Below are 20625 nucleotides of genomic sequence, written 5' to 3'. Positions count from 1 at the left end.
AACTCGCCTATGCATATTAATTTTCTTGATCTTTTCCAAAACATGCAGCATCAGCTTGAGCAACCTCAGGCGGTGCTGGATGAAAATCTTCTCATTGAACTGATTGAAAGAATCAGACCGGAAGACAGCAGAAATACCGAAGAAATCGAAGCAAAGTTCAATGCATTTATCCAGGCTTTATTATTGACGCCGAATGCAGTTTCAGCATTACAGACATTTACCCTGCGGATCATTAACCGTTATAAACAGACCAGTCTGTTTTCCGATACCGGTATTTTGTCTCTGGATGGTTTCTGGAATCAGCTCAATCAGCGTATTGGCGCGCATATCCTGCCAGTTATTCCGGATCATCAGCAATTACAAGAATTATTTCGCAAGGTTTTTTATCAGCCGACCGATAAATACTGGCTGGATTATTTTGATGAAGATGACTGGCAACGCTTATTTTCAGTTCTCAATCAGGGTCACTCCAATCAGCCTGAAAAGACCCGCATTAAAGATCAACTGATCAAGGCACTGACCATTTTGTCGTATCGGATCAGTGGTATTGGTCTGCATCCTGAATTTATTAATGCACAGCCGGAACTGATGGAATATGAATCTCCTTTTCTGGTGCAGAACCGTGAGATTAACGAATTTATTCAGGAATACAAAAAACGCTATAACACGGTCACGCTGGTCGATTCGATCACCCCGCCAGATGCTTCGCAAGCACTGGTGATGCTGGAACAGTGTCATGATGTCGTGGCAAAAATTCGCCGCTCTACCAAACGGATTGGGGTCAGCGTGAGTCTGACCTATATGCTGGCACTGCTGGAGCAGTGTCTGGAGCGGGTTGAAATCCTGCTCAACATGGTCATGGACGAGGATGACCTGCGCTACCAGTCCATCGGCCTGTTTATTGCAGATATCACTGAAGCGATTTATAGCGAACGCAGTGTACGTGCCCTGCTGGCGACCAATAGTGAACTCCTGGCCTTGCAGGTGACTGAGAATGCTAGTAAAACCGGCGAGCACTATGTCAGTACTGACAAAAAAGGCTTTCTGGCCATGTACAAATCGGCCGCCGGTGCAGGTGCAATCATCGCGACGATGGCCACCCTGAAAATCCTGATGACACGCCTGAGCATGGCGCCTCTCATGCAGGCCTTTAGCTATAGCATGAATTATTCGCTGGGTTTTATGCTGATTCATGTGCTGCATTTTACCGTGGCGACCAAACAGCCAGCGATGACAGCCGCTGCACTGGCGGCCACAGTCCAGCAACGCAAAGGCTCAAAAATGGCGCAAATTGCCGAGCTGGCTGCGCTGATTGTGAATATTATCCGTACCCAGTTTGTGGCAATTCTGGGCAATATTTCGATTGCGATTCCTGTAGCAGCATTGATTACCCTGCTGTGGGATTTTGCGCTGCATGAACCTTTAATGAATCATGCCAAGGCTGCCAAAACCCTGCATGACCTGAATCCGTTTACTTCGTTGGCAATTCCACATGCAGCGATTGCCGGAGTATGTTTGTTCCTGTCCGGATTATTGGCCGGTTATTTTGACAATATGGCCGTTTATCGCAAAGTCGGCCCGCGACTGAAAGCCCATGTGCGTTTATCGCAGCTGATGGGGCAAGAGCGTCTTTACCGTTTTGCTGACTATATTGAACGTAATCTGGGTGCACTGGCGGGTAATTTTATTTTCGGGATCATGCTCGGCAGTATGGGCACCATTGGTTTTATTCTCGGTCTGCCACTGGATATTCGCCATATCGCCTTTGCCTCTGCCAACTTTATTCAGGGTCTAATTACGATCAATGGTCCCGATATCGGCTTGATCGTAGTGTCTTTTCTGGGTGTGTTACTCATTGGCCTGACCAACTTGTTTGTCAGTTTCACTCTGACGATTATTGTAGCCTTACGCGCACGCCGGGTGCGTTTTGAACAGTGGAAACCTTTGGCAAAACTGGTCATGACGCACTTCCTGACCCGACCTAGTGATTTCTTCTGGCCACCCAAGCAAAGCATTGAAATTGACGAAAATCATACATCGACAAAAACTCAAAACTGAGATAATTACACTATATTTAGCAACAAATTCCTTACGAAAAAAATGGAATTCGCATAAAATACGCACACTTGAAAAAAAGTGTACTGACAAGTACACTTTGGTCAGACAATTGACCGATCTGCGAACGGTTAAAAGGACAAGGATTTTTGGCATGCATTACTTGTTACTTTTTGTCGGTATTTTATTTTTAATTTTCAGTGTGTTCATCCTGAATATCCCTGCTTTAAGCAAGCTTGATTTGCACGCAGTGGAGTGGATGAGTCTGTATCGCACCGAGTTTTGGAATCAAATTACTCAGTCCTTATCCTTAATAGGTGGCATGCCGTTTGTATTATTTTTATCCACGCTATGGTGTATTGTTGCATTGCTGTGGTATAAAAAGTATACAAACGCAATTTTTATATGTATCGGAATTATCGGAGGAATTCTCCTAGCTTGGCTGTTGAAATTTGCAATTGCCCGACCCCGACCACCAGAATCCTTGCATCTGGTTGAAAGCTTTGGAAGTTCCTTTCCAAGTGCCCATAGTCTATATGCGGCCTGTCTGGCTTGTCTGGCAATTTACATCCATCGGCAACATTCCCGTTATACCCTCATCGTGATCGGTGCAGTGGTATGGATGCTGATGATGGGGATCTCAAGAGTTTATCTGGGCGTACATTTTCCTTCAGATGTCATATCCGGCTGGAGTATCAGTTTTATTTGGATTTCGTTGTGGTATATGGTCTGGATCAGATATTGCGCGGCTCACAAATAAGAAAATTTAGATATAAATCTAATTAGAGGTGGAATAATGATGTCTGCAAAGCTTTGGGCACCTGCCCTGACTGCTTGCGCATTGGCAACAAGTCTTGCACTTGTTGGTTGTAGCAAAGATCCTAAAGAGGGCCAGCAAGCTGGTGCTCAACAACAAATGCCACCGACTGAAGTCGGTGTTCTTGTTGCACAACCGCAAAGTGTAGAGCAGTCTGTAGAGCTCTCAGGTCGTACAACAGCATTTGAAATTTCAGACGTACGTCCACAAGCCAGTGGCGTGGTGCTTAAACGCTTGTTCACGGAAGGCAGCTATGTGCGTGAAGGTCAGGCCTTATATGAAATCGATTCAAGCACCAACCGCACTACAGTAGACAATGCCCGTGCAGCGATTGCCCGTGCTGAAGCCAATCTGGGCGTATTGCGTGTGAAGGAAGGCCGTTACCGTCAACTGGTCGGTACCAATGCCATTTCCAAACAGGAATATGATGACATCGCGGCACAGGTCAAACTGGCTGAAGCTGATTTGAATGCCAATCGCGCAACTTTGCGTAATGCAGAAATCAACTTGGGCTATTCGACTGTACGCGCGCCGATTTCAGGCCAGACCAACCGTTCGTCTGTGACGGCAGGTGCTTTGGTAACAGCGAATCAGCCAGAGCCATTGGTGACGATTCAGCGTCTGGATCCAATCTATGTAGATATCAACCAGTCAAGTGCTGAGCTTTTACGTTTACGTCAACAGCTTAATCAAGGCAGCTTGAACAGTTCGAACAACACCAAAGTCAAGTTGAAGCTTGAAGATGGCAGTATCTACCCGGTTGAAGGCCGTCTTGCATTCTCTGATGCCAGCGTGAACCCTGAAACAGGTACTGTGACTTTACGTGCAGTATTCCCGAACAAAAATCACCTGCTTTTGCCAGGTATGTTTGCCACTGCGCAAATCGTACAGGGTGAAGTACCGAATGCTTTCCTGATTCCGCAAGCAGCTTTGACCCGTACCCCAACAGGTCAGGCGATGGCGATGCTGGTCGGTGCTGACAATAAAGTGACGCCACGTCCAGTGACCACCGTTGGTTCCCAAGGCAGTAACTGGATTGTGACCGAAGGTCTGAATCCAGGCGATAAAGTAATTGTAGATGGTATTGCGAAAGTAAAACCTGAACAGCAAGTTGTACCAAAACCTTATCAACCTCAAGCTGCTGCGCCACAAGGTGCTGCACCGCAACAGCCTGCAACGAGCGAGAAAAAGGCAGATGATACTAAAGAGAAACCTGAACAAAAACCTGCTGCAAATGCATAAGGAGTAATGGTTCATGGCTCAATTCTTTATTCATCGCCCGATTTTCGCTTGGGTGATTGCATTGGTCATTATGCTGGCGGGTATTTTAACCATCAGCAAAATGCCGATTGCACAATATCCAACCATCGCGCCACCCACCGTGACTATTTCTGCGACTTATCCGGGTGCATCTGCTGAAACTGTTGAAAATACAGTGACCCAGATCATCGAGCAGCAGATGAACGGTATGGATGGCTTGCGCTATATCTCGTCTAACAGTGCGGGTAATGGTTCTTCGTCTATTTCCTTAAACTTTGACCAAGGTGTCGATCCTGATATCGCACAGGTTCAGGTTCAAAACAAATTACAGTCTGCGACTGCCCTGCTGCCTGAAGATGTACAGCGTCAGGGTGTGCGTGTTACCAAATCAGGCGCCAGCTTCCTGCAGGTATTGGCTTTCTATTCACCTGATGGCAGCATGACCGCCGATGACATCAAAGACTATGTCAACTCGAATATTTCTGAACCTTTAAGCCGTGTGGCCGGGGTTGGTGAAGTTCAGGTCTTTGGTGGCTCTTATGCGATGCGCATCTGGCTAGATCCGGCCAAAATGGCCAGCCTGCAAGTAACACCGAGCGATATTGCGACTGCAATTCGCACCCAGAACGCACAGGTTGCGGTGGGTCAGCTTGGTGGTGCTCCTGCTGTTGAAGGTCAAGTGCTGAATGCAACCGTAACGGCTCAAAGCCTGTTACAAACCCCAGAACAGTTCAGCAATATCTTCCTAAAAAATACCACTTCGGGCGCGCAAGTTCGTCTGGGTGATGTTGCACGGGTGGAACTCGGTGCAGATAACTATCAGTTTGATTCGAAATTTAATGGCAAACCGGCTGGTGGTGTGGCAATTAAACTTGCCACAGGTGCTAACGCGCTTGATACAGCAAAAGCGGTTGAAGAACGCTTAGAACAGTTACGTCCGAACTATCCGCAAGGCATGGTCGATCAACTGGCCTTTGATACCACACCATTTATTGAACTGTCGATCAAGAGCGTAGTCAAAACGCTGATCGAAGCGATTATCCTGGTGTTCCTGGTCATGTTCCTGTTCCTGCAGAACTGGCGTGCCACGATCATTCCAACCATGGCCGTTCCAGTCGTGGTCTTGGGTACCTTTGCCGTGATTAACGTCTTCGGCTTCTCGATTAATACCCTGACCATGTTTGCCATGGTGCTGGCGATCGGTCTTCTGGTCGATGATGCCATTGTTGTGGTCGAGAACGTAGAACGGGTCATGGTGGAAGAGCATCTGGATCCGGTTTCTGCGACTGAAAAGTCGATGAAACAGATTTCTGGCGCACTGATTGGTATTACCTCGGTGCTGTCAGCAGTATTCGTTCCTATGGCATTCTTCGGTGGAACCACCGGGGTTATTTATCGTCAGTTCTCGATTACGCTGGTCACAGCAATGGTCTTGTCGCTGATAGTGGCATTAACCTTTACCCCTGCCCTGTGTGCGACCTTGCTGAAACAGCATGATCCGAACAAGCCGCAAAGTAACGGTATCTTTGCCCGCTTCTTCCGCTGGTTTAACCGCAGCTTTGACAATGTGGCGGTGAAATATCAGGGCGGCGTAAATCGCATGACCCACAGCAAGATTTTCTCAGGCATTGTCTATGCAGTAGTGCTGGGTATTATCGTGCTGCTGTTCCAGAAACTGCCGTCTTCATTCCTGCCGGATGAAGATCAGGGTGTGGTTATGGCGCTGGTTCAGCTACCGCCAAATGCTACCCTGGAACGTACCGACAAAGTGGTCAACACCATGACCAACTATTTCTTGGAAAACGAGAAAGATCATGTCGAGTCGGTGTTTAGTGTGGCAGGTTTCTCCTTTACCGGTGTGGGACAAAACGCAGGTCTGGCCTTTATTAAACTGAAAGACTGGTCTGAACGTAACAGTCCGGAATCTCAGGTCGGTGCCATTATTCAACGTGGTATGGCGCTGAACATGATTGTCAAAGATGCCTCTTATATCATGCCATTGCAGCTTCCTGCGATGCCTGAACTGGGTGTGTCGGCTGGCTTCAACTTACAGCTCAAGGCTGCAAGTGGTCAAAGTCATGACCAGCTTCTGGCAGCACGTAATGCAATCCTGGGCATGGCAGCACAAGATTCGCGTCTGGCAGGTGTACGTCCAAACGGTCAGGAAGATACTCCTCAGTACCGTGTCATTGTGGATCATGCGCAAGCAGGTGCACTGGGTGTCAGCGTTGCCGAAATTAACAGTACTATGGGTATTGCTTGGGGCGGTTCGTACATCAATGACTTCATTGATCGCGGTCGGGTCAAGAAGGTATATGTTCAGGGTGAAGCTGGCTCACGTATGATGCCGGAAGATCTGGACCAGTGGTATGTGCGTAATAATCGCGGTGAAATGGTGCCTTTCTCGGCCTTTGCCACAGGCGAATGGACCTATGGTTCACCACGTCTTGAACGTTATAACGGCGTATCGTCGATGAACATTCAAGGTACACCGGCTCCGGGAATCAGTTCGGGTGATGCCATGGTGGCCATGGAAGAAATTGCGGCGAAGTTACCAGAAATGGGCTTAACCGGCTTTGACTTCGAATGGACCGGTCTGTCTTTGGAAGAACGTGAATCTGGTGCACAGGCGCCGTTCCTGTATGCCCTGTCACTCCTGATCGTATTCCTGTGTCTGGCAGCCCTGTATGAAAGCTGGTCGATTCCGTTCTCGGTTCTGCTGGTGGTGCCATTGGGTATCGTCGGTGCATTGCTCATGACTTATGGCGGGATGGTGCTGCTGCAAAACCCGAACCTGTCGAATAACATTTACTTCCAGGTGGCGATCATTGCCGTGATTGGTCTTTCTGCGAAAAATGCGATCTTGATCGTGGAATTTGCGAAAGAGCTACAAGAGCAAGGTGAAGATTTATTCGAAGCAACCTTGCATGCGGCGAAAATGCGTTTACGTCCAATTATCATGACCACTTTGGCCTTTGGTTTTGGTGTATTGCCGCTTGCCCTGGCTTCAGGTGCAGGTGCAGGTAGTCAGCACTCAGTCGGTTATGGTGTACTTGGTGGCGTGATCAGCTCGACCTTGTTAGGTATCTTCTTTATCCCGGTATTCTACGTGTGGATTCGAAGTATCTTTAAATACAAACCAAAACAACAAAATCAGGAGTATAAGTCGTAATGCAAAATGTATGGTCTATTACAGGTCGTAGCATTGCGGTATCTGCCCTTGCGCTTGCTTTGACAGCCTGTCAAAGCATGCGTGGTCCAGAGCCGGTTGCACAGGCAAATATCCCGAGCAGCTATACCAATGCGTCTGGTACTTCTGTAGCAGAACAAGGTTATAAAAACTTTTTTGCCGATCAGCGCCTGTTACAAGTGCTGGATCTGGCATTAAACAATAACCGTGATTTGCGTATTGCTGCCCTCAATATTCAACGAGCTCAGCAACAGTATCAAATTACTGAAAACAACCAGTTACCGACGATTGGTGCCAGTGGTAGCGTATTGCGCCAGGACACCATGAATTCGCAGAATCGTGGTGCAGTGACAACTTATAATGTCGGACTGGGTGTAACTGCGTATGAACTGGATTTTTGGGGACGTGTCCGCAGCTTGCGTGACAATGCGCTAGATAACTTCCTGGCAACCCAAAGTGCGCGAGATGCGACGCAAATTGCCTTGATTGGTCAGGTATCTCAGGCTTGGCTCAGCTACTCGTTTGCCAATGCTAATCTGGCTTTGGCTGAACAAACGCTGAAAGCCCAGCTTGAATCGTTCAATCTGAACAAGAAACGTTTTGATGTCGGGATTGATAGCGAGCTTCCAGTGCGTCAGGCGCAAATCTCGGTTGAAACAGCACGTAATGATGTTGCGAATTACCGAACTCAGGTGGCACAGGCACAAAACCTGTTAAACCTGCTGGTCGGTCAGCAAGTGCCTGCGAATTTATTACCAGCACAACGCGTGACCCGCATCACTTCAAATACTGCATTGGGTTCAGGCTTGCCAAGTGATCTGCTGATTAACCGTCCAGATGTTCGTGCAGCAGAATACCGTCTGTCTGCGGCAGGTGCCAATATTGCGGCAGCACGTGCACGCCTGTTCCCGACGATTAGTTTGACCGGTTCAGCAGGTTATGCCTCTACGGATTTAGGCGACCTGTTTAAGTCGGGCAGTTTTGCCTGGTCATTTGGTCCGAGTCTGGATATTCCAATTTTTGATTGGGGTACCCGTCAGGCCAATATCCGTATTTCTGAAACCGATCAGCAAATTGCCTTGTCAGATTACGAAAAGTCGATTCAGACTGCTTTCCGTGAAGTGAATGATGCTTTGGCGGTACGTCAGAATATTGGTGATCGTCTTGCAGCTCAGCGCCGCCTGGTCGAAGCAACCAACACCACCTATCGCTTGTCTCAGGCACGTTTCCGCGCCGGAATTGACAGCTATCTGACGGTACTGGATGCACAGCGTGCGTCTTATGCAGCAGAACAAGGTTTGTTATTGCTTGAACAGGCCAATCTGAACAATCAGGTTGAAGTCTACAAAACCCTGGGGGGCGGCTTGAAAGTCAATACGACGGATACCTTGCCGAATACACCGTCTGTATCTGAACAGCGCCGTGCGGCAGAACAACCAGCGCAATAAATTCCAGACAGATCAGGAAAAGCTCACTTCGGTGGGCTTTTTTTTATTGCATTTTCGAGGCAGTTTTCCTATTGTCATAGACTAGCGATTTATTTAGAAAACATGCACATGTTACTTAGCAATCTGGAATCTGTACCGGGACATACCATTCGCCAGCAAATTGATGTGGTGTACGGCAGTACCGTACGCAGCAAACATGTCGGACGTGACTTATTGGCCGGCCTGAAAAATATTGTCGGTGGTGAGCTTACCGCCTATACCGAACTGCTGGAAGAATCCCGTCAGGAAGCCATGAACCGCATGATTGAAAAAGCCCGTAGTATGGGTGCCAATGCGATTGTCGGCATTCGTTTCTCGACCTCTAATATCGCCCAAGGTGCTTCTGAACTCTTTGTTTATGGGACAGCCGTAGTCGTTGATCCGATCATGCCGAAATTGCCCGACCCTTTTCCGCAGGCAGATTAAAGCATGGATGGTTTAATTCTCCAGATCATCATTTTTGCCATTCTGTTTAGTGTTGGTTTCGGTTTTGGACGTTATAACGAAGGTAAACATTTTCGTTATCTGGATGAACAGGAACAACGTCTGGCCTATATCCGGGTGAACAATAGCCGCTTCGTTGTGTCTGAATATTCCGGACAGATGATCAGCAGCAATGTGGTCATTTCCCATGATTATTTTAAATATGCGATTGCCAATGTACAGAATATGCTGGGTGGCCGTCTGACCAGCTATGAAAGTGTAGTAGAACGCGCACGACGTGAAGCGATTGTACGTTTAAAACTGGAAGCCGAAAAAATTGGTGCGACTCAGATTATGGGCATTCGGCTCAGCACGACTGAACTCGGTATGCAAGGTGGCATGGTGGAAGTCTTTGCTTATGGCACTGCAATCCAACAACCCGCTCAATCCGTTTAAACATCAGTTCAGAAAAAATCTATTGAGATAATCACGCCTGCTACGCGATCCGCGCAGTCAAATGACTCAACTCGAATCAGTTCGACACCTTTAGGATGAAATGTTGTAGAGGAAATAACTCAGACCGTTGCAATCTTCTTTATTGCAAACGGTTCTGTGCTAGGATCTTGAGAAGTCAGCAAAACAAATATAAATGGCATGATGCAGCTTCTTCAATCTATAAAAACGGCACTTCAATCCCGTCTGTATTTCTTTATTATTTTCCCAGCCATTATTGGATTTTATCTGATTTTACAGACAGTCACCCCTTTGAGCTGGTCAAGCTGCCTGTTAATCAGCTGGAATATCGCGATTTACGCTTATTTATTATTGACCATAAAAAAACTCTGGCGTATTGATCATGCTCATATTCTGCAACGCGCCATGCAACAGGATGCCAGTAAATGGATCATTCTGTTTCTGGTGATCATCACCCTGATCATGTGTTTTATTGCGATTATTATTGAAATTAATCATTTACCCCAAGATACCACCATCCGAACCGGTCATTTAATCTTGTCAGTTCTGACCATTATTTCAGCTTGGTTCTTGATGCATACGATTTTTGCAATTCATTATGCGCATGACTTTTATTTGGCGCTCGATAAACAGCAACAAGGCGGACTAGATTTCCCCAATACCACCAGACCGACTTATCCGGACTTTCTATATTTTAGTTATATCATCGGGACTTCTGCGCAAACTGCAGATGTATCCATTACTTGCCAATCCATGCGGGTTCTCAATACCCTACATTTGCTTTTGGCCTACGGATTCAATACCACCATTCTGGCCATCAGCATTAACGTGACGGCAAACTTTATCAGTACTTAAAAAAGTTTTTTGGATAGTGGCAGTACCCTGAAAATAGCGATCTACTGCCCAATCAGCTACTACTATCCTGCGTCTAACCTGAGCAGTTTTTAAATTAAGTCAATCACACTTTTTGATTGCTTCAAGCGGTGAGACCTTTACGCAATTCATCTTCGACGATGCTGAGTTCAATTTCACTAAATTTACGAATCTCACCTTCAGCATGCTTTTCTAGCATGCCACCCAGCAAAGGCACTTTGACTTTGACTGTCCAGTTTAGCTGGAACTGGATCTGGTCTTCATCTCCGGTAACTGCACGCTGACAAATGGCCTCGATCGGCAAGTTCGCACCGAGTTGTACCGTCGAAGTCATTTCATTCAGATCGCTAACATCGGTACGCTGCAAACGGAATGCATCTTTGAGTAATTTTTTTGCGATATCAGGAATATTAACATCCAGATTATAAGCGCGTTTCAGGGTATACATATGCCCCTGCTTTTCCGAAACCAGGATTTCCAAGTTTTGCGCAGGAATTCGATGGCAAACTGCCTCATGCAAACGAATATCATTGGCCAAACGCTTAAATTCATCAATAGACACGCCATTGATAATTGCTTTCACGGTGAACTGATGTGCCATGCTATTTTTTCCTTATTTTTATTACGATATTCGCCTATGCCACTCTCGGCTGATGCGAATAAAAATCAGATACAGAGATGACTCTGCAATTTATATCAACTTTATAGCGGATGTCATTATTCTTTTATCGGGAAATACCGGCAATCCGGTCAATGTTTGCAACATAGTTTTACTGAAAGCTGTGCTTGTCCACAGCTGATCTGTAGCTGTGCTTCACCATAATAAATCACGGCATGAAACTCATCGGCACCATCGTCCAGACCGGAAATATAGTATTCTGTACCAACCGGAAAATCCTGCAACCAGTCAGTCTTATAAAAATCCGAGACCGAATCAAACTGCAAATACAGTTCAGGCTCAGCTTCGATCTTCATCGCGAGTGCAATAAACTTCTGTAATTGTGCTTGATGAAAACCAATGATCATAGCGCTCCTGCCTTTTTAGTCCGGATCATTGTTCGCCAGACTTCGTACATTTTAAATGACTATTTCAAGAATAGGATTCACGAGTCTTGAGGTTTTTCTAGCGCAAGATTATGGCTTGAAGGAGATAAATTATATGGGCTATTTCCGCCAAGCGGCAGAAAAAATCTGAGCTAAGGCATGAGATACCTTTTCTGAATTGCAATGGCTTAAGTACGTAGTCTGAGATCTTCAATCGTAGAAAATGACTGAAAGTGGTGTTCTAAGCACAGTCAGAATGCAAAAGTTCCCTACGAATTTCATGCCGGTGCTCTTCTCCAAAACGGTCGACATGTGCATAGAATACGCCATAGCGACCGACATAATATTCCAGTGACTGATCATAAAAATTCCAGAAAATAGACCATTCGCCTAAATCCATCTGACGAATCTGGGTACCACTGTGCATCGGCATTTTTTGTAATAGTTCTTGCTGTAACTGTTCGGCCTGTGCCCGATTCTCAATATGCACCTGCCGTTGAAAGAATAGCTGTGCCACATCGTCAAACAGTTCCAGTTCATAAGCATCCACCAGATGTACTTGCTGCTCTTGCTCGATGACCTCTTGCTCTGTCATGCTAGAAATCTGTGCCGGTTTTTCTGGACGCTGACACACCAGATGGCGCTGAGCTTTATAGATCTTTCTGCCGACGATCCAGGCAGCATTCAACATGAATAAAACACATAACAACAGCAGTAATTTCAGCATGGTGGATGATCTCATGTGACTAATTTTATTTTTATGGTTATAGGATCAAGATTCATTTGAATAGTCCCTTTTGACTCAGCATACGTCTATTTTTTATACAGTGCAAACTTGAGGCTTATTTTTACTATTTATCTTCTCTGCTTGCTCATTTGTGCCCAGATTCGAACTTCGATTTATTTAAAAATGGATTTACTTTGATTTTTTATTTTTAACGCTGTAATGAGATTTAAGAACTTAAGATAAACAAACAGGACAAATCAGCAACAGAACCAATCTTCACATTGATAAATCACAGCAAAGATGCTCAAAAAACTACAATATTGTTCTGTTTTTTACCCTCTTCTTTTTTATCAAATAAACCTTCCCTATAAATGTTCGAGAAAATGAATAATATTATGATTCGTGAAGGGAGGGTCGAAGATATACCTCAAATTATTCAGGTCATTCATGACAGCATTCAGTCCTGTGTACTGGATCATCAGCGTGAAGAAAGCAAAATTCAAACCTGGCTAGAAAAGTTTGATCATGCCAGCCTGATTGTCGATATGCTGTATAACGATTGCTGGGTTTATCTCATCTATGACAAGGTCGTCGGGTTCTTATTGGTCAGTGATGCTGGAGAAATCCGGATGCATTATGTGGCCCAACACTGCCAAAGGCTGGGGTTTGGCACCGAGTTATTTCATCAAATGCATCACGCTTTATTAAAGAAAAAAATTCATCAGATTGAAATATAGTCTACTCAAACTGCCTTAAGTTATTATCAACACTGCGGCTTTCATCCACATTCTGCCGAGTCAGAAGATGAATCGCGTTATCTGTATAAATATGTTTTTTAATCGGCCTCTTTTTCAATTTTCAACTGATCACGTCCTGCCTGTTTGGCGGCGTAGAGCTGCACATCTGCCGCTTTCATCAATTCATGAATATCTGCATAGCCATGTTTTTGTTCAACCCAGGCCGCGCCCATACTAACCGTAACATAATCTTTTGCATCTGGCCGATTCAGATGTTGCATACGCTGTTCCCGAATCTGGTTTAACACATTTTCCAGATTTTTAAGGGCAGTTTGAACCGGCATTCCAGTGAGCAGAATCGCAAACTCTTCACCACCATAACGTGCCAGATAGCCAGACGGTGGCAAAGTGCCTTGAATAATCCTGACCAGATTTTTCAGGATTTCATCGCCTTTTAAGTGGCCATAGTAGTCATTATAATTTTTAAAAAAATCGACATCGAGCATGGCAAAAATTAAGGTATGTTGCGGCTGTTGTTGGGTCTGTATAAACTGCTGCTGGATTTCATGATTTAAGGCACGCCGGTTAAAAGCTCCGGTCAGTGCATCAATATTCATCTGCTGTTCCAGTTTGGCATTCACTTCACGCAGCTGCTGGGTACGCTCTTTGACTTTTTGATCGAGCGAATTATTGAGTGCGATCAGGTTCAGGTTTAGCTGTTCAGTCTCATAAGTTTGATGTGCATAATGTCTGGACTGCTGAAACATGATTAATAAGGCATAGATACTGGTTGAGATAAAGAACAGATGCGTGGTTTTAATTACATTGATCAGCAACAGATAATCATTCAAAAAAGTGACACAGAGGAAAATAATCGCAATCAGATTTAGACGTGAATAATGCTCTTTATAACGTAAGGTCTGATAAAAGCCGTAAATAAAATTACCGATGATGACCAGGGCGAAAATCGCACTAAATAGGGCCAGTCGTTCAAATATCTCAGGAGGTGAAAATAGGGTAAAAATAATGTTAAAGACCAGTAAGGCCACCGCGATATAATAAATCACCGGATTTAAATAGCGCCGATTAAACAGATGCATATAACTGAGAAAAAAGAAGGCAGCAACAAAAGTAAACAGATACTCTAAGCGGGTTCCCCACAGCCAGTTAATATTGGTAAATACCGAATAGGCATAGGGTGCAGAAAACAGGTTATGCAGGGCCAAAAAGACAATAAACCAGCCAAAAACAAAGATACTTTTACTGTTACGTTCTCGTGATCCTCTGAAGACCGAAAACAGAATAGTAAACATCCCCACCCCAAGTACCGCGCCGCACACCATGGCAATACTCATCATGAGCTGCTGGAATTGGCGATTGATGGTACCTGCAACGCCGATCTGCATCGGTCGTTCGAGACCACCATGCAAGTGGGTATAATTGGAAGCCTGAATGCTTAAAGTAATATATTCAGTTTCTGGAACAAAATAGCCAATACGCGGTGCTTTTTCAGTCACCTGCTTTTCAGGTGTAGTACTGATTTCCCCGAGCCGAACAATAAACTGTCCATTGACATATACCCGATAGGCACCGTATTGGGTCGGAATCCGAATCGCGATGCGTCGCCCGATAAATTCTTTCGGAATTTTAAAATAGCCAATAAAGGTGCCGTAGCCAGAATTTGAACCCGCCAGAGTTTTAAAAGAGGCTGGTAATTTAACTGTTTTTGACTGCAGTACAGGACTGGGCTAAATAATAAACTGGCTCGGATAAAACAGCCATTTTCCCTGCAAAGGACTCGTACTATGTTCGGTAAAATGGACTTCAGCAATATGGTCGTGAGATTGCTGCTGAAATGACGGCGACGGGAGTTCATCCTGAGCGATTGCTGAACTTGTGATGCAAGTCATCCAGCTAAAGGCACAGACAAATACGAAAAAACAGACATTCCTTATCAAGTTATGCAAATACGTTCTATCTCAAGATAATTCTTTATTATTCTTATAATTTACAAGGAATATTTTTGATTTCAAATCTTTTTAGATGTTTTTTGTAGCTTCTCCGGCACAGCCTATTTTGAAGCGACTGCACCGGAATCACCGTACATATTTTAATAAAAAATATAACTTATATTCAGAAAGTTAAATCATTTTAATCACGTGTTTTTACATCAAACAGTTCAATTTCAAAAATCAGGTTAGAATTGGCTGGAATGACTTTACCCATTTTACGTTCGCCATAGGCCAAATGTGCAGGCACCATCAGTTTACGCTTACCGCCAACTTTCATTCCCAGAATCCCCTGATCCCAGCCTTTGATTACACGACCTGTGCCAATGACGGTTTCAAAATAATTACCACGGTCAATAGAAGAATCAAACTTGGTTCCATCTTCCAGCCAGCCAGTATAGTGCGTGGTAATTAAGGCACCTTTCACCGCTTCTTTACCTTCACCTACTTTTAAATCAATAATTTCAAGTTCGTTGATCATGGTTATTTACCTGAGAGGAGCATAAAATTTCAAAGCTCAGTATAAACCGGATTGCTCTGTTTTTTTAAGTCTGGGTCATTGATGGGTTAAAAGCTGAGTTCCTGAATATTCTTATCATTGAGTAAATACTGGGTTAATTCTTGATGATTCTTGGCCGATCCCATCAGGATCCAGCGTCCGACAATCTGTTGATCGACTTTTTTTTGTGAGGAATGCACCACTTTTAGCTTGTAACGCTTAAATAGCATTTCGTAGTGATTGGAATCATTTTCATCAAATGGACAGACAATTTCATAATTGCGTTCCTGATTCAGAGATTCGATGCCGCGCTGTACATACATCAATAGAACCAGCACCACCATGACAATAAAAGTAGCCCAAATACTTAAGAGTTCATAGCCTGCACCGACCGCCATGCCGAGTGCGGCTGTCATCCAGATGGTGGTCGCGGTGGTAATTCCAGAAATACGGTTATCATCTTTCAGGATAACACCAGCACCTAGAAAACCTAGTCCAGTCAAGACATTGGCGGCCAGCCGGTCAGGATTGGCCACGCCTATTTTCAGGGAAATAATGGTAAATAAACAGGAACTCAGACTGACCATAATCATGGTACGCAGTCCGGCAGATTTACTGTGATACTCACGCTCTGCACCAATAATTGCGCCGATCGCGACAGCTAGCAGTAAATCATAAAGTTCATGGTACATGGTGCAACCCTGCGTATTCTTATTCCTCAGATATACGCAATTTGAGCTACAGGATACAAGTCCAGACTTGCATCCTTATTTGGCCTTATTGTAACTGTTCCCACTCCACCAGCACCTGGCCCTGATCGCCAATCAAGGTCCATTCACCATCCATCACATTGAGCTGTAACTGCATGGTGCGTTCGCATAACTGTGGCAATGCGTCGGTGGTTGCGGTAGATAACTTCCACACTTCCACATTTTTTAAGATTTTTAATTTGCTGCTGCGCTTATACCATTCATCCACCGCAGAACCATAGGTGACGACTGCGACCTGCTTGCAACGCGCACTGGCCTTTTTGACTTTATCTTCGTCCGGGCTACCGACTTCAATCCATTTGACCAGTTGCCCGGTCAGATCCTTTTCCCAGAGTGCCGGTTCATCGGTTTCAAACAGATCCTTGGTAAATTCCAGTGCTTCATCGGCATAGCGTGCATAGGCCAGAATACGCACCATCAAGCGTTCAATGGTTTCTGAAGGATGCAGCGCCATCGTCAGCTGATAATCCTCATAACGATGCGTATCCATATCCGCAATATTCAAATCAACCTTATAAATCGTCGCTTTTAACGCCATCACATAATCCTCAAATTTGGCGCCTAGCATATAAGATTTAGCGCTATTTTGCTGAACAGATTTAGGCCAATAATTCATTCAGCGCACTAGAAACAGTACCATTATTTCTCTGGATCCATACGACATTGCATCAGGGCAGTTTCAAAGGCCAGCCAATCCCGTGACTGTTGATAAATCACTTCTACCCGGTTATCAATGCCTTCATCTGCCGACTGATAATTAAACTGCTCAGGATTAAAATTAAAGCTTTTCCAGCCTTGATCCGTATTAAAAATTCCCTTGATTCTGAGCCAGTCTTTTTGTTCACAGAGCAGATCCAGCAGATCATAAAAATTGAATTGCCAGCGTTTTGGCAATTTCCAGCCCGCAACCTGATAACCCTGCGCGCTTTCTACATAATGATAAGGCATTTGCTGAATCACTAAGGGCGTATCTGCTGAACGGGTGGTCTGTTGCTGTTTTAACAAAGGCTGAATCTGACGGGCGGAACCCCGATAGTCCTGCTTGATCAGTTCGATATCGGGTTGTCCATGCTCGGTGAACAACCACTGTTGGGCATAAGGTTGATATTCTGTCTGAAGTTGCGTGAGTGCTGCGTGGTCTGCGGTTGTCATCAAGTCAGTATGTGAAATCACCACAATATGCGCTGCCTTGAGTTGGTCTGCGTACAGGTTTTGCTGAGTCCAGTCTCGATCATGCAAACGTGAACCATCTACCACTGTGACCAATGCCTGCATGTTTAAATGACTCTGCCAGTGCGGTTCGGTCAGCTGTTCCAGTAATTGGCCAGGATGCCCCAGTCCGGTAGGTTCGATAAACAGACGATCCGGTTTCACTTCTGACAGCAGGCGTGACAAGGCAATCTGCATCGGTAACTGGCTACTGCAACATAGACAACCACCCAACAGCTCTTTGACCGCATAACCCTGATCTTGCGGCAATAACTGCTGGTCTACCCCAATCTGGCCGAATTCATTCATTAGCACAGCCCAGATTTCCTGTTCCGGTTTTTGCTGTAATAAATGTTTGAGTAGTGTGGTTTTACCTGCACCCAAAAATCCGGAAATGATATGGACAGGAATAGCCTGCGACGCTGACAGAATTTTCAAAATCGACTCTCAAGAGATTGAATAGAAATAGCAATACTCTGCATTATAAAGCACAGTGTGACTTTAAAATGCGTGTTCTTCGCAAACACGATGTGAAAATCACAGAGATAAAAATTAATGGAATGATCCAAAATTATCAATTTTCTATGTTAACTTTTATTTCAAATTTGATTTTTGAAATATTCATACACACTTTCATTAAATAAAACTCTGCATAATTAACAGAAATAAAACAACTTTCTCAGTTTTGTATCTGCTCAGTTATTCCCTGCGTGTCGCTTTTGTTAATTGATTTGCTCAGTAAAATTCCTGTGCTTAGGATGGGCATCTGTCGAATTGATGTGATGGTCAGTTCAGCAGATTACATGACATGAATAAAAGGATGCCAAAAATGAAATATGCACAAATCTTACTTGCCACTACGCTTACTGCTGCTGCAGCCACCAGTTTTGCTGACAGCAAAACCACAGATGCGAAAACCACCACTGCAGAAGAAAAAGTGATTGTGACTACTCAGGAATTACCTGAATCAAATGCTCCAGTTGCAGGCGCATCTGCAGAGCAGCCTGCTGCCTCTGAAGCTGCTGCGGAAAGCACGCCCCCTGCAAAACCTGCTGTACGTTAAGTGATTGAACGACTCGTTTAATCCTTCAATGAAGATATCAGGGACAGTAATTCTCCAGTAGGCTTTGTCCTATACTGCCCCGATCTTATTCGATGCTGAATCATGCTTGATGCTGGTTCAGCATTTTTATTGCGCAAAATCCATTTATCACCATAGTCAAAACTGATCATAGAATTAATACTGGCTATTAAGCTTTTATTATTTTTATATTTAAAATCAATTTCTTATTTAAAAAAAACCCATTTCAATCCAATATTATCCATATACTTCAGCTACTATCGCCTAACTTGTTTCTGGCTTCTCACTGTCCCTTAATAGCATCAAATGCAAGTCGATTGAATGGACATTCGCTATGAGCAATACTAATTACACTACTGAAGTGGCAATTCTCGGCGCCGGCCCTGTCGGCTTAACCATTGCCAACTATCTGAGCAAGCAAGGCGTAGCTGTCACGATTGTCGAGCAACTGGATAGTTTGATTGATTATCCACGTGCGATTGGAATCGATGATGAATCCTTGCGTACCATTCAATCTTTGGGTTTAGTCGATCAAGTCTTACCGCATACCACCCCGAATCATGCGATGCGCTTCTTAACGCCTAAAGGTCGCTGTTTTGCTGATATTCAACCTTTAACACGTGAGTTTGGTTTCTCGCGCCGTAATGCCTTTATTCAGCCACAAGTCGATAACGTTCTGCTGCAAGGCTTAAAGCAATATAAAAACACCCAAGTGCTGTTTTCTCGTCAATTGACCCAGTTTAGTCAAGATGCTGACGGCGTAACACTTAACCTGCAAAATAAAGAGGGCGATGCAGAAACCATCCGCGCTCAATACCTGATTGCTTGTGATGGCGGTAATTCTTATGTGCGCCGCAACCTGGGCATTGCCTTTGAAGGTGAAACCGCACCGAATCAATGGATCGTGATCGACCTTGAGAATGACCCGCTGGCTACACCGCATATTTACTTATGTTGTGATCCTGTACGTCCTTATGTATCAGCCGCATTGCCACATGGTATTCGCCGGTTTGAATTTATGGTTATGCCGGGTGAAACGCAGGAAGAACTGAGCAAACCGGAAAATATTGCCAAACTTCTGTCCAAGGTGTTACCAAGCACGGATGGTATTGAAGTGATCCGTCAGCGTGTCTATACTCATAATGCCCGTATTGCGGACAAGTTCCGTGTCGACCGTATTTTGCTTGCCGGTGATGCTGCGCACATTATGCCGGTATGGCAAGGTCAGGGCTATAACAGCGGTATGCGTGATGCCTTTAACTTGGCCTGGAAAATGGCGCTGGTTGTTCAAGGCAAAGCTGGCCCAGCACTTTTAGATTCGTATCAGATCGAACGTAAAGACCATGCCAAGGCGATGATTGACCTGTCGGTGATGGCAGGTCACGTACTGGCACCACCGAAAAAATGGCAAGGTTTTGTTCGTGATGGTATTGCCTATGCCCTGAACTACATCAAGCCGATCAAACAGTACCTGCTGGAAATGCGTTTCAAGCCAATGCCAAAATATCATGACGGCGCACTTTTGAGTAACGGAGCCAAGAACTCTCCAGTCGGTAAGATGTTTATCCAGCCTCAAGTTCAACTGGCTTCGGGTGAAACCGTATTACTGGATGAAGTGATCGGCAATGATTTTGCGATTATTGCCTGGGGTGTTGATCCGAAATGGGGTCTTAGTCCGGAGACGTTGCAACAGTGGAAATCGCTCGGCGTGAAATTCATCCAGGTAATTCCTGCGGTGCAATTGCAAAATAACCAGCGCAAAGAGTATGAAGATGTCATCACTATTGGTGATATCGGCACAGATATCCGCTCGTGGTTTGGCAACACGTCTGAATCCGTTGTGATCTTACGTCCTGACCGTTTCGTGGCTGCCCTGGCCATTCCTCAATCGATGGAAAGCACCAGCCAGCAACTGTTTAAAAAGCTTTACCTGAAATAATATTAGGGTCACCTTTCACCACGCTTCGGCG

General features: G+C 44.9%; 17 protein-coding genes and 2 pseudogenes. 11 read left to right on the top strand and 8 right to left on the bottom strand.

Features of this window, described 5'->3' with window-relative positions:
- Positions 1-9 precede the first annotated feature (9 nt).
- From WFH18_RS01145 to WFH18_RS01110, 8 genes are all read left to right on the top strand, one after another.
- Complete coding sequence (locus WFH18_RS01145) at positions 10-2058, top strand: site-specific recombinase (RefSeq protein WP_164542743.1); 2049 nt, start codon at positions 10-12, stop codon at positions 2056-2058.
- A gap of 151 nt (positions 2059-2209) precedes the next feature.
- Positions 2210-2815, top strand: a complete 606-nt coding sequence (locus WFH18_RS01140; RefSeq protein ID WP_164542741.1) for a phosphatase PAP2 family protein — start codon at positions 2210-2212, stop codon at positions 2813-2815.
- A gap of 36 nt (positions 2816-2851) precedes the next feature.
- The gene (locus WFH18_RS01135; protein ID WP_071850753.1) at positions 2852-4114 is read left to right on the top strand and encodes an efflux RND transporter periplasmic adaptor subunit; all 1263 of its coding nucleotides are present in this window, start codon (positions 2852-2854) and stop codon (positions 4112-4114) included.
- A 13-nt stretch (positions 4115-4127) separates the two neighbouring features.
- Positions 4128-7304, top strand: coding sequence for an efflux RND transporter permease subunit (locus WFH18_RS01130; protein WP_336754557.1), 3177 nt, complete (start codon positions 4128-4130; stop codon positions 7302-7304).
- Positions 7304-8770: a multidrug efflux RND transporter AdeIJK outer membrane channel subunit AdeK gene (adeK, locus tag WFH18_RS01125; RefSeq protein ID WP_164542738.1), complete on the top strand. Its 1467-nt coding sequence runs from the start codon at positions 7304-7306 to the stop codon at positions 8768-8770. The genes WFH18_RS01130 and adeK overlap by 1 nt, the downstream gene beginning before the upstream one ends.
- Before the next feature lie 108 nt (positions 8771-8878).
- Positions 8879-9235, top strand: coding sequence for a YbjQ family protein (locus WFH18_RS01120; protein ID WP_005104015.1), 357 nt, complete (start codon positions 8879-8881; stop codon positions 9233-9235).
- Positions 9236-9238: 3 nt separating this feature from the next.
- Positions 9239-9688, top strand: a complete 450-nt coding sequence (locus WFH18_RS01115) for a YbjQ family protein (RefSeq protein WP_004731922.1) — start codon at positions 9239-9241, stop codon at positions 9686-9688.
- Positions 9689-9886: 198 nt separating this feature from the next.
- On the top strand, positions 9887-10561 hold the full coding sequence (locus WFH18_RS01110; RefSeq protein WP_005252612.1) for a DUF1345 domain-containing protein: 675 nt from the start codon (positions 9887-9889) through the stop codon (positions 10559-10561).
- Positions 10562-10682: 121 nt separating this feature from the next.
- Here WFH18_RS01110 and WFH18_RS01105 read toward each other — a convergent pair whose 3' ends face one another.
- The 3 genes from WFH18_RS01105 to WFH18_RS01095 form a co-directional block, all read right to left on the bottom strand.
- Positions 10683-11180 (bottom strand): DUF2505 family protein, encoded by a 498-nt coding sequence (locus WFH18_RS01105; RefSeq protein ID WP_004280652.1) that lies wholly within the window; start codon positions 11178-11180, stop codon positions 10683-10685.
- A 149-nt stretch (positions 11181-11329) separates the two neighbouring features.
- Complete coding sequence (locus WFH18_RS01100; protein WP_005252614.1) at positions 11330-11605, bottom strand: hypothetical protein; 276 nt, start codon at positions 11603-11605, stop codon at positions 11330-11332.
- A 259-nt stretch (positions 11606-11864) separates the two neighbouring features.
- Positions 11865-12350 carry a hypothetical protein gene (locus WFH18_RS01095; protein ID WP_004645804.1) on the bottom strand — a complete coding sequence of 162 codons (486 nt, stop codon included), beginning with the start codon at positions 12348-12350 and terminating at the stop codon, positions 11865-11867.
- 371 nt (positions 12351-12721) lie between these two features.
- On the opposite strand from WFH18_RS01095, the pseudogene WFH18_RS01090 reads away from it, so the two are divergent.
- Positions 12722-13189 (top strand): annotated as a pseudogene (locus WFH18_RS01090) (GNAT family N-acetyltransferase).
- On the opposite strand, the pseudogene WFH18_RS01085 reads toward WFH18_RS01090, so the two are convergent.
- From WFH18_RS01085 to WFH18_RS01065, 5 genes and pseudogenes are all read right to left on the bottom strand, one after another.
- Positions 13186-14997: pseudogene (locus WFH18_RS01085) on the bottom strand (sensor domain-containing diguanylate cyclase). The pseudogenes WFH18_RS01090 and WFH18_RS01085 sit on opposite strands and share 4 nt — an antisense overlap.
- A 241-nt stretch (positions 14998-15238) precedes the next feature.
- Positions 15239-15577 (bottom strand): FKBP-type peptidyl-prolyl cis-trans isomerase, encoded by a 339-nt coding sequence (locus tag WFH18_RS01080; protein WP_004280661.1) that lies wholly within the window; start codon positions 15575-15577, stop codon positions 15239-15241.
- An 86-nt stretch (positions 15578-15663) separates the two neighbouring features.
- A complete protein-coding gene (locus WFH18_RS01075; protein WP_005106283.1) occupies positions 15664-16287 on the bottom strand; it encodes an MgtC/SapB family protein in 624 nt (207 codons plus the stop codon).
- Between the two features lie 85 nt (positions 16288-16372).
- Entirely contained in the window at positions 16373-16903 is a 531-nt protein-coding gene (locus WFH18_RS01070) for a YaeQ family protein (RefSeq protein ID WP_026055736.1), read from the bottom strand.
- 101 nt (positions 16904-17004) lie between these two features.
- The gene (locus WFH18_RS01065; protein ID WP_164542736.1) at positions 17005-18012 is read right to left on the bottom strand and encodes a CobW family GTP-binding protein; all 1008 of its coding nucleotides are present in this window, start codon (positions 18010-18012) and stop codon (positions 17005-17007) included.
- 391 nt (positions 18013-18403) lie between these two features.
- On the opposite strand from WFH18_RS01065, the gene WFH18_RS01060 reads away from it, so the two are divergent.
- Positions 18404-18637: a hypothetical protein gene (locus tag WFH18_RS01060; RefSeq protein ID WP_005104028.1), complete on the top strand. Its 234-nt coding sequence runs from the start codon at positions 18404-18406 to the stop codon at positions 18635-18637.
- A gap of 352 nt (positions 18638-18989) precedes the next feature.
- Positions 18990-20594, top strand: coding sequence for a bifunctional 3-(3-hydroxy-phenyl)propionate/3-hydroxycinnamic acid hydroxylase (locus WFH18_RS01055; protein ID WP_005104029.1), 1605 nt, complete (start codon positions 18990-18992; stop codon positions 20592-20594).
- Positions 20595-20625 lie beyond the last annotated feature (31 nt).

This window comes from Acinetobacter sp. USHLN143 (assembly GCF_037145695.1).
Classification (GTDB): domain Bacteria; phylum Pseudomonadota; class Gammaproteobacteria; order Pseudomonadales; family Moraxellaceae; genus Acinetobacter; species Acinetobacter fasciculus.
The sequence above is the reverse complement of the archived record's forward strand: the minus strand, read 5'-3'. Positions and strand labels throughout refer to the sequence as shown.

What these genes read in the sequence shown, in the direction of transcription:
- WFH18_RS01120 (WP_005104015.1), top strand. Translation starts at nt 8,879, where the DNA reads ATGTTACTTAGCAATCTGGAATCTGTACCGGGACATACCATTCGCCAG.
- WFH18_RS01080 (WP_004280661.1), bottom strand. Translation starts at nt 15,577, where the DNA reads ATGATCAACGAACTTGAAATTATTGATTTAAAAGTAGGTGAAGGTAAA.
- WFH18_RS01075 (WP_005106283.1), bottom strand. Translation starts at nt 16,287, where the DNA reads ATGTACCATGAACTTTATGATTTACTGCTAGCTGTCGCGATCGGCGCA.
- WFH18_RS01135 (WP_071850753.1), top strand. Translation starts at nt 2,852, where the DNA reads ATGATGTCTGCAAAGCTTTGGGCACCTGCCCTGACTGCTTGCGCATTG.
- WFH18_RS01070 (WP_026055736.1), bottom strand. Translation starts at nt 16,903, where the DNA reads ATGGCGTTAAAAGCGACGATTTATAAGGTTGATTTGAATATTGCGGAT.
- WFH18_RS01055 (WP_005104029.1), top strand. Translation starts at nt 18,990, where the DNA reads ATGAGCAATACTAATTACACTACTGAAGTGGCAATTCTCGGCGCCGGC.
- WFH18_RS01105 (WP_004280652.1), bottom strand. Translation starts at nt 11,180, where the DNA reads ATGGCACATCAGTTCACCGTGAAAGCAATTATCAATGGCGTGTCTATT.
- WFH18_RS01110 (WP_005252612.1), top strand. Translation starts at nt 9,887, where the DNA reads ATGATGCAGCTTCTTCAATCTATAAAAACGGCACTTCAATCCCGTCTG.
- WFH18_RS01060 (WP_005104028.1), top strand. Translation starts at nt 18,404, where the DNA reads ATGAAATATGCACAAATCTTACTTGCCACTACGCTTACTGCTGCTGCA.
- WFH18_RS01140 (WP_164542741.1), top strand. Translation starts at nt 2,210, where the DNA reads ATGCATTACTTGTTACTTTTTGTCGGTATTTTATTTTTAATTTTCAGT.
- adeK (WP_164542738.1), top strand. Translation starts at nt 7,304, where the DNA reads ATGCAAAATGTATGGTCTATTACAGGTCGTAGCATTGCGGTATCTGCC.
- WFH18_RS01130 (WP_336754557.1), top strand. Translation starts at nt 4,128, where the DNA reads ATGGCTCAATTCTTTATTCATCGCCCGATTTTCGCTTGGGTGATTGCA.
- WFH18_RS01115 (WP_004731922.1), top strand. Translation starts at nt 9,239, where the DNA reads ATGGATGGTTTAATTCTCCAGATCATCATTTTTGCCATTCTGTTTAGT.
- WFH18_RS01100 (WP_005252614.1), bottom strand. Translation starts at nt 11,605, where the DNA reads ATGATCATTGGTTTTCATCAAGCACAATTACAGAAGTTTATTGCACTC.
- WFH18_RS01095 (WP_004645804.1), bottom strand. Translation starts at nt 12,350, where the DNA reads ATGCTGAAATTACTGCTGTTGTTATGTGTTTTATTCATGTTGAATGCT.
- WFH18_RS01145 (WP_164542743.1), top strand. Translation starts at nt 10, where the DNA reads ATGCATATTAATTTTCTTGATCTTTTCCAAAACATGCAGCATCAGCTT.